The sequence below is a fragment of the Clostridium estertheticum genome (assembly GCF_011065935.2).
GTDB classification, from domain to species: domain Bacteria; phylum Bacillota; class Clostridia; order Clostridiales; family Clostridiaceae; genus Clostridium_AD; species Clostridium_AD estertheticum_A.
The window spans coordinates 4,725,150-4,738,659 of sequence record NZ_JAAMNH020000001.1; the positions used below are offsets into that span (position 1 = coordinate 4,725,150).

The 13,510-nt window shown below is 30.5% G+C and carries 11 protein-coding genes and 1 other annotated feature; of the genes, 2 read left to right on the forward strand and 9 right to left on the reverse strand.

Annotated elements, in window-relative coordinates; genetic code table 11:
• Nucleotides 1-7: 7 nt before the first annotated feature.
• The 6 genes from tyrS to G9F72_RS22535 form a co-directional block, all read right to left on the reverse strand.
• A complete protein-coding gene (gene tyrS, locus G9F72_RS22510; RefSeq protein WP_164959062.1) occupies nucleotides 8-1,228 on the reverse strand; it encodes a tyrosine--tRNA ligase in 1,221 nt (406 codons plus the stop codon).
• Nucleotides 1,229-1,289: 61 nt separating this feature from the next.
• Nucleotides 1,290-1,506: a binding site (T-box leader), on the reverse strand.
• 181 nt (nucleotides 1,507-1,687) lie between these two features.
• Nucleotides 1,688-2,098: an ATP-binding protein gene (locus tag G9F72_RS22515; RefSeq protein ID WP_164959063.1), complete on the reverse strand. Its 411-nt coding sequence runs from the start codon at nucleotides 2,096-2,098 to the stop codon at nucleotides 1,688-1,690.
• Nucleotides 2,099-2,217: 119 nt separating this feature from the next.
• Nucleotides 2,218-3,363, reverse strand: coding sequence for a helix-turn-helix domain-containing protein (locus G9F72_RS22520; protein ID WP_164959064.1), 1,146 nt, complete (start codon nucleotides 3,361-3,363; stop codon nucleotides 2,218-2,220).
• 123 nt (nucleotides 3,364-3,486) lie between these two features.
• Nucleotides 3,487-4,560 (reverse strand): sensor domain-containing diguanylate cyclase, encoded by a 1,074-nt coding sequence (locus G9F72_RS22525; RefSeq protein ID WP_164959065.1) that lies wholly within the window; start codon nucleotides 4,558-4,560, stop codon nucleotides 3,487-3,489.
• Between the two features lie 90 nt (nucleotides 4,561-4,650).
• A complete protein-coding gene (locus tag G9F72_RS22530) occupies nucleotides 4,651-5,769 on the reverse strand; it encodes a Ger(x)C family spore germination protein (protein WP_164959066.1) in 1,119 nt (372 codons plus the stop codon).
• Nucleotides 5,762-7,168 carry a spore germination protein gene (locus tag G9F72_RS22535; RefSeq protein ID WP_164959067.1) on the reverse strand — a complete coding sequence of 469 codons (1,407 nt, stop codon included), beginning with the start codon at nucleotides 7,166-7,168 and terminating at the stop codon, nucleotides 5,762-5,764. The genes G9F72_RS22530 and G9F72_RS22535 overlap by 8 nt, the downstream gene beginning before the upstream one ends.
• A 120-nt stretch (nucleotides 7,169-7,288) precedes the next feature.
• On the opposite strand from G9F72_RS22535, the gene G9F72_RS22540 reads away from it, so the two are divergent.
• Entirely contained in the window at nucleotides 7,289-8,386 is a 1,098-nt protein-coding gene (locus G9F72_RS22540; RefSeq protein ID WP_164959068.1) for an endospore germination permease, read from the forward strand.
• 36 nt (nucleotides 8,387-8,422) lie between these two features.
• Here the strand turns inward: G9F72_RS22540 and G9F72_RS22545 are convergent, their stop codons facing one another.
• Nucleotides 8,423-8,971, reverse strand: a complete 549-nt coding sequence (locus G9F72_RS22545; protein WP_411955941.1) for an ECF transporter S component — start codon at nucleotides 8,969-8,971, stop codon at nucleotides 8,423-8,425.
• Nucleotides 8,972-9,245: 274 nt separating this feature from the next.
• Between G9F72_RS22545 and G9F72_RS22550 the strand changes: the two genes are divergently transcribed.
• On the forward strand, nucleotides 9,246-9,401 hold the full coding sequence (locus tag G9F72_RS22550) for a hypothetical protein (RefSeq protein WP_164959070.1): 156 nt from the start codon (nucleotides 9,246-9,248) through the stop codon (nucleotides 9,399-9,401).
• 55 nt (nucleotides 9,402-9,456) lie between these two features.
• On the opposite strand, the gene G9F72_RS22555 is transcribed toward G9F72_RS22550, so the two are convergent.
• Both G9F72_RS22555 and trpS read right to left on the reverse strand, forming a co-directional pair.
• Entirely contained in the window at nucleotides 9,457-11,052 is a 1,596-nt protein-coding gene (locus tag G9F72_RS22555) for a peptide chain release factor 3 (RefSeq protein WP_164959071.1), read from the reverse strand.
• Nucleotides 11,053-12,197: 1,145 nt separating this feature from the next.
• A complete protein-coding gene (gene trpS, locus G9F72_RS22560) occupies nucleotides 12,198-13,196 on the reverse strand; it encodes a tryptophan--tRNA ligase (protein ID WP_187356099.1) in 999 nt (332 codons plus the stop codon).
• Nucleotides 13,197-13,510: the final 314 nt, after the last annotated feature.

Here is a 13,510-nt window from a genome sequence, read left to right on the forward strand (position 1 = left end):
AATTTTATTATTCTATGATTAAGGAATAGTATTTTTTCTTTCCTTTTTTTATAAGTACACTACCCTCTTTAAAATCTGAGTCTAAAAGAGTTGCATTTTTATCTTCAATCTTTCTATCGTTGATAGTTAATCCACCCTGCTCAATAAGCCTTCTAGCTTCAGCTTTTGATGGTACCACTTTAGTGTACACTAATATGTCCATGAATCCCCCATTTTTCATACCTAAGGGTATAGATACTGTAGGCACGTCACTCATATTAGTTCCACCACCAAATAGTGCTTCTGCTGCGCTCTGAGCCTTTATAGCCTCTTCTTCTCCATGGATAAGTTTTGTAACCTCAAAGGCTAAAACTTTTTTTGCTTCATTGATCTTTTCATCCTTTAGTGCACTTAATCGTCTAACTTCATCCATTGGTACAAATGTAAGTAAGGATAAGCATTGCTTCACATCTGTGTCTGCTACATTTCTCCAATATTGATAGAAATCATAAGGTGATGTTTTATTTGCATCAAGCCATAATGCACCATTTTCCGTTTTGCCCATCTTCTTGCCTTCACTATTAGTAAGTAATGCACAGGTCATTCCATATGAAGATTTACTTTCTTTTCTTCTTATTAGTTCCATACCAGCAATTATGTTAGACCATTGATCATCTCCACCTAATTGCATAGTACATCCATATTTTTGATTTAACACTAAGAAGTCATATCCTTGCATAAGCATATAGTTAAATTCAAGGAAAGATAAACCTTTTTCTAATCTTTGTTTAAAGCATTCAGCAGTTAACATCCTGTTTACTGAAAAATGCACTCCTATATCTCTAATAAAGTCTACATAATTTAAGTTTAGTAGCCATTCTGCATTGTTTTCGAGTATTGCTTTACCATCACTAAAATCTATAAGTTTCGAAAGCTGAGATTTTATACAAGATATATTATAATCTATTTCTTCTTTTGTAAGCATTTTTCTCATATCTGTTTTTCCGGATGGATCACCAATCATTGCAGTTCCACCACCGACTAAAGCTATTGGCCTATGACCTGCCCTTTGCATATGTGCCATAAACATCATAGCAATAAAATGGCCAATATGTAGACTATCTGCTGTGGGGTCAAAACCTATATAAAATGTTACCTTTTCTGTATCTAATATTTTCTTTATTTCCTCCTCATGAGTAAGTTGTTTGATGTATCCTCGCTCGAATAGTGTATCATATACATTTGACATAAATTATTCCTCCTTGTTTTTACCTTTGTATTATTTTCGGGAAATAAAAAAACGCCCCTGTGAAAGGGACGAAATAATTCCGTGGTACCACCCAAATTGATTTAACAATCCGCTCATTCCTTATAACGTAAGGTCAACCCGTCTCAGCTTACTACAAAAATACTTTATTTCAGCTTAAAGCTCCAGAATGTATTTCACTATATTCATTAACTAGTTCACACCTGCCACTAGCTCTCTTAATAATTCCTATAGTTACTTTTTCCCTTCACAGCCTTTTAAATATAAACTTTCATTTCATTAATTGTATAGATGTATTTAAAGTATATCAAGTTTACTAATCCATCATTTAATCTATTTACAACTGTTTATTCGATATATACATTCATTTTCACCTATTTGCTCTGTTTACAATAAATGCAGGATTAAAACCCTGCATTACACTAAAAATCAATTAAATGTTTATGCGATATACTCCTTTAAAAATTCCGGAGGGCTTGTAGATTCGCAACTAACATTTACATAAAAATCCACATTATACTTTTTAGCTAAAGAGTCCATTTTAGAAAACAATTGTGCCGTATGCTCAAGTTTATCATCAACAATATTAAATACACCATCAACAAAAATGGTATCAATATCGTAATCCTTTGAAAGCATACCGCACAAAAAACCATAAAAATCATTATTACTTTTTAAATTAAACTCATTTGTAGCTACAAATCTCATTTTTCTGTTTAATTGCAAAACAGCTTTAGTGTCATCATCAATATAAACTATGTTTCCCTTAACTTCATCAACCTTTTCATTGGCAAGTTTAATCAAAGCTTTAGTTTTACCTGAACCTTTTCTACCGCAAAATACATGAATCATGTTAACCGCCTCCTATTTTATCTAACATAACCAGATAATTATTAAACAGGTCTACACTGTACGCAATATAGTTATATTCATTATATATTATTCAGAATATTTTTGCAATATTATACTTATTAAATAAAATTCTTAATCCCTGGGAAAATCACCTTAAAACTATTATCATATTTGGAATCCACAAATATTACTTTACCATATTTGGCAAAGGATTTTTTCATTCGTGCAAAGCCTTTCCCAGATTTTATAAACCTTTTTCTATCATCTAAAGCAATTAACTTATCATATATCCACATATTTCTTTTTGAATAATTATGAGTATTAATTTTAGTTGAAAATAATAAATTACCAGGACTAATTACACTGACGCTATTGTAGTTTATTGCTATTTCTATTTCTCTATAAAACATAGTATAGTCCCTATAAAGTATTGCATTTTTTACAGCTTCATGTACGGAAGCTATAGGATAATTTAAAGGGAATATGCTTTTGAACAATTCTTCTACCCTATCTAACATCTCGAGTAAACTTCCTTGCACAATTATAACCTCATCAACCTTATTATTTATCTTGTTTACTATCTTAATCATATTATGAGGTATATAAATACTATTAACTTCAGAAAATACCAATAAGCCTCCTAGGGTCACTACTCTCTTGTTATAATCCCTTTCAACAAAAGTTATCCCCGTATTATCCATAAATCCTAGTCTATTGTCCTCATTTACTACAATTCCCTTGTTTAAAAAATATTTGTTAATTATATTAAAATCCAAACTATTTATATCACTACTTATAATAGGCATTGTTTCGATATTTAAACTTAGATTTTCTTGTAAACAAGAAATTAATTCATCTTTTCTCATGGTATCTGTTGTAGATCCACGTCTAATATAAAATGCGCCATTTTCCCTTAATTGATAAGGCTTCTGACCACCATCATATATAGTTATAATTGCTAAGTTTTTACTTTGATATATCACAAAATCTATGGAAATTGGAATGGGTGGTTCACATCTCGAACTAATAATTTGCTGAAACTGTTCTTCTTTAAAGTCGTCAAGATTAATACCTATAACTCTTTTTGTCTTATCTTCCACTCCAATAACAATATAGCCTCTTCCCCCACGGGAATTTGCTATAGCACATATGTCCTTAGCTAATTCTTTTTTGCCACTTTCTATTACTATATCCATTTTCAACTTAAAATCTAATTTTGTACCTTCGTCCCTCTTTAACAATATGCTAATTTTTTTCGTATCCATATATTTCACTCCAGCCGCGCTATAATAATATATTATGTTTACTTCCATACAATGTTTCTAAGATAATCTTTCTAAAAAAGCTCAGGTACATTCGACAAAAGGCCATGGAATACCATGGCCCTTTTATTCGCTTATTACTCTATTTTTTCCTCTCGATTTAGCTTTATAAAGCATTATATCTGCTGTTTTTAATACTTTATCCACATTTTTATTTCCCCTATAATAGCTTATGCCAAAGCTAGCTGTAATGGAATTCTTTAGATTTTTACTCTTACTTATGGTACTAGTTATTTGTTTCCTGATATTATCAATTCTATCATAAACTACGTTATAATCTTTAACTTCATGGATATATATAACAATCTCTTCCCCACCATATCTAGCCACTATATCTTCCTTTTGCAAATTTTCATTTATAGTATCGGTAACGCAGAGTAAAATTTCATCACCAACTTGATGACCATATACATCATTTACTTTTTTAAAATCATCAATGTCCATCATAACTATTGCAAATTCAATAAATGCATTCCTAGAAAGTTTATCTTCTATGGTGTCAAAAAAATATTTTCTATTGTATATTCCAAGTAACGGATCTCTCACTGAACTTTCTTTAACCTTAGCATACAATAAACTATTTTCAATGGCTATAGCAATTTGATTTGCAATAGAAGAAATAAAATTAATATGTTCTTGGCTAAAGAAGTTCCATAGTGTATGTTCAACTATTATGTAACCTGTAAATTTATCTCTTAAATTAATTGGTATCCCTATTATTGAATGTATTTTATCTTTTATTAAATCCTCTTCCACAAAATCCTTAGAATTAATAACAAATAATTTTCCTTCATCTAATTGTACAAAATGGTCTTTAAACTTTAAATTTAAATCCACCTCATAGCTATTTGTAGCCTTAACTACCAATTTGTCAAATTCAAATAAATATATTGAGGAATAGGTTACACCTGAAATACCTATAATCATGTCATTAATCATAGATATTAAGTTAGTATCACTAATATTAGAATTAATATATTTGCTAATTTCAACGATGTTGGTTAGATTATCTAACCTTTTCTCTAATTTAGTATTTTTTTCACTCATAATTTGTATGGTACTTTCAGCGAAATTTTGATAAGTTTCAAATTCTTCAGATAGACTTTCAAACTTTTCTAATAATTCTAAATTTTTATCCATGCAATTTAACATTCCTTTTAACTAAATGTATTATTAACCCATTAACCTATAATTAGTATACAACTAAATTGCATAATTTTCTATGGTTTTTTATTGAAAGTTTTTAACATCCCCAGTGTTCATTATTTCTACTTCTACTTCTACTTTCAACTCCGTTTTATTAATAATATTTTCAATTTTTATTTTTGGATATTTCTCATAAAATTCTTCAGTTATATCAAAGATATCTATGCTCATATCCTTGTATTTTTGAAATACATTATTGCAGGCTTTTACAATGTTATTTTCTGATTTCTCTTGGATTTTCTTGATATTTTCTTTGGTAAGCGTAATACATTTTTGGGCTTCTCCAAAATCCACCTTAACCTTAATTTTCTTTTTTAAATGAACAATATTATCATAATAGCTTATTTCTGTCTTAGTTTTATTTTTTAAAATTTCTAAAGTTATAAATTTATTAACATCACAGGGATTAGTTATTTCTAAAGTACCACCTGAAATAGCATTCATTAAAAAGTTAAAGCCTTGACCCTCCTCTCTTGATAGTACGTTAATCATTTTATCCTTTTTAATCACTGCTCCCCCATTTACCTCTATTTTTTCATCTAAACTATCTTTTGGGATATCTATTATGGTTATTACACTGGTTTTATCCCCCATACCTCTTTGATTATAAAATTGGTTTAAAGTTAGTTTTACAGCTCTTGAATATGATCCAATATTATCTATAAGCTGAACTACAAATGATCCAATGTATTTCTCTTCAATCATCTTTAGCGTTATAAGTTTTTCTGGATCTCCTAAATATACTGCAATATAGGGCCTTATAAGCAATTCCTGATCACGATCTAAAAAATCTATGAAATTATCAATACCGTATTCTGCAGCCTTTTGAGTAAATATTATGGCCTTATTCTGTGTATAATTAAATTTATAACTAGAAGTAGAATTCATATTTCTAACAGCTTCAAACACTGTTTTTCCTATTCCTTTATATAAGATTCTCTCATCCGTACCTACAGGCGTTGCTCCTCTTGTTCCCTTAAAAGCTTCACCATACAATATAGGATTACCATCATTATCTACATCTATTATTAAGGCAGTAATAAATAAAACTTTATTAATATCCCTATAACTAAAACATGATGACATGCTAAAACAATTCATTATTATTAAGCTTATAACTAATATTTTTTTATACTTATTCATCACGATCACCCTTATCAAAAATACTATTAGATATCTCGCTAAGATCTTTTCTATAGAATATATCCTTAAATTTAAAGCTTTCTAGTGTACCTAAAGGAAATAAATATGGATATCCACAACTTTCTAGGCCAGCCATATGTGAGATAAAAATAAAGAAACCAATATAAAATCCTGGTAGCCCCAGCACTGAGGAAAATAAAATAATAATTATATTCCATATGGATAGAGCACCATAAAGCTTAGACACTAAAAAAGAAGCTATAGAGGAAAGTGCCACGATTACTACAGTACTTTGAGATGCGAGTCCTGCTCCCACTGCAGCATCTCCTAAAATTAAAGCTCCAACAATGCTCATTGCCTGACCTATGGGCTGTGGCAATCTTATCCCTGCCTCTCTAAGTAATTGAAAGAAAAAAGTCATTAGTAATAACTCTATCACCGTTGGGAGAGGTACACCGGCTCTAGAAATTGCGAGCTTTACAGCAAATACTGTTGGAATAAGTGAAAAGTGGTAAGTAGTAAAAGCCAAATATACCCCTGACAATAAGCTAGCTAAGAAGAAACTAAACACTCTCATAAGTCTGGATAAATTACCAAAATACTTATTAGAATAATAATCATCCGGTGTTTGAAAATTATCCACAAAAAAATGTGGTGCAGTAATTACAAAAGGGCTTCCATCTACAATTATTGCTATTTTTCCTTCTAAAAGCTTTGCTGATGCCACATCTGGTTTTTCCGTAGTGCCTATTGTGTCGAAAACTGTGTTCTTATTTTTCAATTCTTCTTCAATATAACTTGAATCTAATATAAACTCTAATTTTATATTAGATACTTTATTCCTTATATAATCAACAAGATTCTTAGGGGCCACACCTTCTATATAACACATTACTGTTACCGTATTAGATTTACTTCCTAAAATTACTGTTTCAAATTTCAAAGCCGGATTTTTAATTTTTCTTCTTATAAGTGATACATTATCTACAAATGCCTCTGTAAATCCTTCTCTTGGTCCTTTAATCACGTTTTCTGCAACGGGAATTCCCACACTCCGCCTCACATACCCCTTTGCCTCACAATAAATCGCACTATTTGCAAAAGAGAATATAAGCACCACGTCCCCAGACAAAACGTGGTATATAGCCTCATCATTACTATTAATATCTCCAATGTTATTAGCCGGTAATACTTCTTTTTTTATATACTCTAACTCTACAGTTTCAATCTTCTTTTGTATTAGAGGATTAAATATGTATTCACTAATAAATTTAGAATCGCACAAATCATCAATAAACACGCCGAATATTATTCCTAGCGTGCATTCTATCTCTCTATACTTTACATCGTAGCTAATTTTTAATTTATCCTTAATATAATCAACATTTATTTTTTCCATTTTAATCACCCTTTTTATTATTTGTAATAGTTAAGATTAATATTCTGCTTTTGGGTAATAATACTAATATATCGAAATTTTTTTTTAATATGCAGTGTAGAATGGAAATAAGGAGAAAAAATGGATAAGCTAAATACAAAACATTTAATGTTCATAATATGGGGAACTTCCATTGTAGCAATGAAAACTTACCCCAACGTATTCATAGTGAATGGCGGTAGAGATTCCTGGATCTCCGTTATTATTGCCTCTATTATTTTATTTTTTTATTTCATTTTTTTACTTTTCGTTTGTAAAAAAAGCAATTGCTATAATATGGATGAAATATACCATAAGGCTTTAGGTAAAACTATAGGAGATATTTTCTTGATACTATTTATCATAACTTTAATTATCAGCTTAATAGAAAGTTCTTCAGTAGAAGCAAATGCCTTGCATCTAAATATGCTTTCAGATACCCCTACTTGGTTTTTCCTCTTATTTATATTAGTACCTGCCATTTATATTACAAAGAAGGGTACTAGGGCAATAACTATAGTTACCATTATCGGTATATGTCTTATTATGTTGGCAGGGATAAACCTAGCAATTCTTACAGCCAAATACAAAAAATTTAATTACCTACTTCCTATAATGGCTGATGGCGTCACCCCCTCCTTTCTTTTATCTGTAATAAAGGCACTGGGGTGCTATGGTAGTATAGCCATTTGCATTCCATTTTTATCCAGAGTAACAAATAAATCAAAAATCACAAAGCATTGCATTATTGCAATATTAATTGTAATACAAATGGAGATTGTGGCAAATATCGGTATTTTAAGCACCTTTGGAATAGCTAGAGTCCTTAGCATTAACTATCCCAAGCTCATACAAACTCAGTTAGTTGCTTATTTCAGTTTTTTAGAGGGTGGGGAGTTTTTTGTAATGCTTCAAATGGTAGGTGGGTGGTTTATTAAATATGTATTAACTTTAAATGCTATACTAATTCTATTAAAAAAACTTTCTTTCTTTAATAAATACTGGATATACATTATTACCTTATTTGTATTCATAATTTCCTATTTCATATCCGCTAAAGTAATATTACTATATAAGTTTTTAAATATTTACGTCTATTTGTCTGTAGTGTGCTTCATATTAATACCAACAATAATTTTCAGTGTATTTTATATTAAAACTATAAAAAACAATAGAAATAACTACGCAACTAAAAAATAAAAAAAGCCCTAGGGCTTTTTTTCATAAATAACTATCTTATCTATTAATTTTTGTTTTTAAAGCTGTTATTAAAGGTAGTGCTAAAACAATACCGCCTACTACTTGAAGAATGTTAGTTGGTATATCCTTTAGTGAAACAATTAATGCTTTACTAAGGGCAAATTCTTTAGAAATAAATGTTAGTATAATTGCTCCACCTAGATAATATGCCGCAATCATCCAAATCCCTGCTACAACAAAAGCAAAAACATTATTTTTAAAATTATCCCCATTATAATTCTTTCTATAAGCAATGGTCCCGGCAATATAGCCCATTACACCTTTAATAACAAAAGTAAATGGTGCCCACATGGTATACCCTGTCATTAAATCAAATAAACACATACCTACAGCAGATGATATTGCTGATTTTTTTCTTCCAAATAATATAGCTGATAAAAAGATCATACTATCTCCGAAATGAAGTACTCCCATAAAAGTTGGAAAGTGTATAACTGAAGTAGCTATAAATGTAATAGCGGCCATTAAACTAATTTGTACAATATCAATGGTTTTAATTGATGATACTCTATTTTCCATATTCATCCCCCTGTGATTTAATCTTAATGCAATTTAGTCTTTAATATAATCTAAACCGCTCTTCTACTATTATTATATACAATAATAATTATTTTTCAAATGTATGCATACACTTTTAAGATGTTTACCATATTTTTTCTGCATATACATTACTAAAGTAATACATACTATATCTAGTATTCATACATAATTCACTGTAGTGGCTAAATACAATGTAGTGAATTATTGTACTCTAGTTGATTTTTATTACACTTTTATTTTGATAAATGGAGGTACATGTATGCCTTTTTTACGTTGGTTAGGTGGATTTGTAGTATTATTCGGGTTAATGGGAGTACTTTTCATCATAGGTGGGAATTTAATTAATATCCTACTACTAATTGCTACAATTGTATTTATAATTGATGCTCTATCTAGCAGAAAAAAAACCATATAAAAAATAAAGGAAAAAAACTCTTGAAATTATTTCAAGAGTTTTTTTCTTTTATTTTTTAGTCGTTATTTTTGCTAACATCCGATAAAATCAAGCCTTTATTATGCTCTATTGCCCAACTAATGGACCAATCACTTTGAAACAGTAGTAGGTCTCTATCCTTAAAGTCTTTAACTATTCTAGTATCACTAGTCAAATTAAGCTCTTCTTTATCTAAAGAACTATTTTCAATCCATCTTATATATTTAAATGCTAATCTATCCATCTTAATATCTACATTATATTCATTTTTAAGTCTGAATTCTAATACTTCAAACTGAAGCACTCCTACAACCCCAACTATGATTTGTTCAATCCCTATATGAAGTTGCTTAAATACTTGGATTGCACCTTCTTCAGCTATTTGTGTTACACCCTTTATAAATTGCTTTCTCTTCATGGTGTCAACAGTTCTAACGGCTGCAAAATGTTCTGGTGCAAAAGTTGGTATTCCTTCGAACTTAAATTTATTTGATGACGCGCATATGGTATCACCTATGCTAAATATACCTGGATCAAAAACTCCAATAATATCTCCTGCATAAGCCGCCTCAACTATTTCTCTCTCTTGTGCTAAAAATTGTTGAGGTTGCGCTAATTTTATTTTATTACCACCTTGTACATGATAAACATCCATACCTTTTTCAAACTGACCAGAACAAATCCTCATAAAAGCCATTCTATCCCTGTGAGCTTTATTCATATTAGCTTGAATTTTAAATACAAAGGCAGAAAAATCTTTACTGAAAACATCAATTTTACCTATGTTTGAATTTCTTGGTAATGGTGGTGAAGTTAATCGTAAAAAGTTATCTAAAAAGGGTTCAACCCCAAAATTAGTTGAAGCACTTCCAAAAAATACCGGTGTAAGCTCCCCAGTAGCTACTTTTGCTAAATCAAAATCATCACCTGCTACATCTAAAAGCTCCATATCTTCCATAAGCTTTTCATATAGTACATCTCCAATAAGTTCAATTGCCTTTTCATCATCAACTTTAATTTTCGTCTCTTTAGCTTCTATTTGGCCATGCTTTCCATCATCAAAAACAATGATTTCCTTTGTACGTCTATCGTAAACACCTTTAAAATCCACCCCACAACCTATAGGCCAATTCATTGGGTAAGATTTGATTCCAAATTCATTTTCTATCTCATCCATAAGTTCAAATATATCTCTAGTCTCTCTATCCATCTTGTTAATAAAGGTAAAAATAGGTATTTCTCTAATACTACATACATGGAATAGCTTTCTTGTTTGTTCCTCTACCCCTTTTGCACCATCAATAATCATTACTGCACTATCTGCAGCCATAAGGGTTCTATAAGTATCCTCACTAAAGTCTTGATGACCTGGTGTATCAAGTATATTTATACAAAAATCATTATAATTAAATTGCATAACTGATGATGTAACAGAAATACCTCTTTGTTTTTCTATTTCCATCCAATCAGAAACCGCATGCTTAGAAGCTTTTCTGGCTTTAACTGAACCTGCAAGCCTTATTGCTCCTCCATATAATAATAACTTTTCTGTCAATGTAGTTTTACCCGCATCGGGGTGTGATATTATAGCAAATGTTCTTCTCTTTTGAATCTCTTTTATGTAATCCAGCAAGGTTATCGAACTCCTTCTTTAAGTATTTTAATATATACTATAAATATATATTCCTACAACCACTCTATGTACAATAAGTGATTCTAAAATTTTTCATTTCTAAATTCTCTACCTATTGATTTTAGCTTTTATGAACATTTCTGTCAACTAAGCTTGTACTTTATAAATAAAAAAACAACAGACTTTAAGGTTAAACCAGTAGTAAGTATAAAATTTCTCCTACGTGCCTTGCAAAAGAGCTTAAAACCGGAAATTCCATTAAGAAATTCAATGGTTTCTACGCTTCTTATTGCAAGTCACTTCGGAGAAATTTCATACTTACTGTTCAACTACTGTTTTAAACAGCTATCTGGGTATTACTCTGAGGTAAAAAAAAATTTATTATTATTATTATTATGTGCCCTGTCGGACTTACGAGAATTTTATATTAGAGAATTATTGCAAGTTATTACGTAGAAAGTTCATACAGTTATGAATATTTATCTTCAAAGCAGTGATAGGTTAAATTCGCAGCCTGACGGCTAAAAGATTTTTGGCTTTAGGGTCAAAAAAATTCAAAGTGAATACATAAATTATAATCACAAAGGCGATAGCATGTGGGAGTTTGATAGATAGTATATAATGAGTTTTACAGACTCTTAGTTTACTACATTACAAAGTTACCTAAGCAGCCTTATAAACATCCCAATGACTGTTTATAACATTAGCTAAATAATAAGTATGCAATTTTTCCGAAGAAAATTGCAATAAGAAACGATAAACCTATTAAATTCGATTTTGAAATTCTTCTTTTGCTTATATTAAATCCTCGTAATACCTCCAGGCCTCATAACAATTAATAATTGTTATGTCCCCCCAGAGAATACCCGAAGAGCTATTTAAAACAGTAGATTAATACTAAGTATGGAATTTTCCGGAGTAACTTGCAATAAGAAGCGAAAAAACAATTGAAATTCAATTTAGAAATTCTTCTTTTGCGAATATAAAATTCTCGTAAGCCTGCCAGGACGGCAGGCTAGCGAACCCGAGCCAGGACGGCGAGTGTGAGCGCTAGAGAATTTTATATTCGCAAAAGATTAGAATTTCTTAATTGAATTTCTTGTTTAGAGCTCGTTTGCAAGTCACGAAGGAATTTTCAGACTATATTATCTCGGTATAAATCCTATTTTCTTTTGCATTTTTCTTAGTGTCTTATTTGCAACATAGTTAGCCTTTTCAGAACCTTTTTTATAAATCCCCTCTAAATAAGTTTTGTTACCTAGATATTCCACAATCTTCTTTTGTATAGGTTCAAGCTCCCCAACTATTGCTTCTGCTACATCACTTTTAAATTGAGCATAACCTAGTCCTTCATATTTTTCTTCAATTTCTTCAGTAGACATACCTGTTATAGTAGTTAGTATAGTCATTAAGTTCTTAACACCTAATTGCTCATCATTATACACAACTACCCCTAAACTATCTGTAACTGCCCTATTTACTTTCTTTCTTATAACTTCTGGTGGATCCATTATTAAAATGTAACCATTAACATTTTCTTCTGATTTAGACATTTTTTTAGTTGGATCTTGCAGATCCATTATCTTAGCCCCTGCCTTAGGTATATAAGGTTCAGGTATTACAAAGGTGTCGCTATACGTTCTATTGAATCTTTCTCCTATATCTCTAGCAATTTCAAGATGTTGAAGTTGATCTTTTCCTACAGGCACTAAATCTGTTTGATACAATAAAATATCTGCTGCCATAAGCACTGGATAGTTAAATAAACCTGCACTTATACTTTCTCCGCTATTTTTAGATTTATCTTTATATTGAGTCATTCTGCTTAATTCTCCCATGTAAGTGGAACAAGTTAAAAGCCAACTAGCTTCACAATGTGCGGGAACATGTGATTGAATAAATAGAGTGTTTTTCTCAGGATCAATACCTGAAGCTATATAGATAGCTAATATTTCTAAGGTTCTTTTTCTTAAATCCTTTGGTTCTTGTTTCACTGTAATGGCATGCAAATCAACCACACAAAAATAGCATTCATATTCTTCTTGTAATTTGACCCAATTTTTTATAGCTCCTAAATAATTTCCCAGGGTTAAGTCACCAGAAGGTTTAATTCCACTAAATATTACTTTTTTATTGTCTTCCAAAAAAATCATCTCCTATAATAAAATAAATGAATCAAAATCATATATTCAATGTATTAAAAGGTCCTGTAATCTAAAAAAAGCCCTATGGATAAATCCATAGGGCGCATATACACGGTACCACCTAATACTTAGAAGCTATATTAGAGCTTCTACTCAAACAGATACACTACGATATCCTACCTTTATAACGTAAGGCTTACGTTGAGGACTACTGCAATTCATCCTAAGTCTTAGAGACCCATTCAATTTAAACATGATTATCGTAATTCCAACATCTACGACTCTCTGAAAATCTGTTTTTAAATTTACTTACT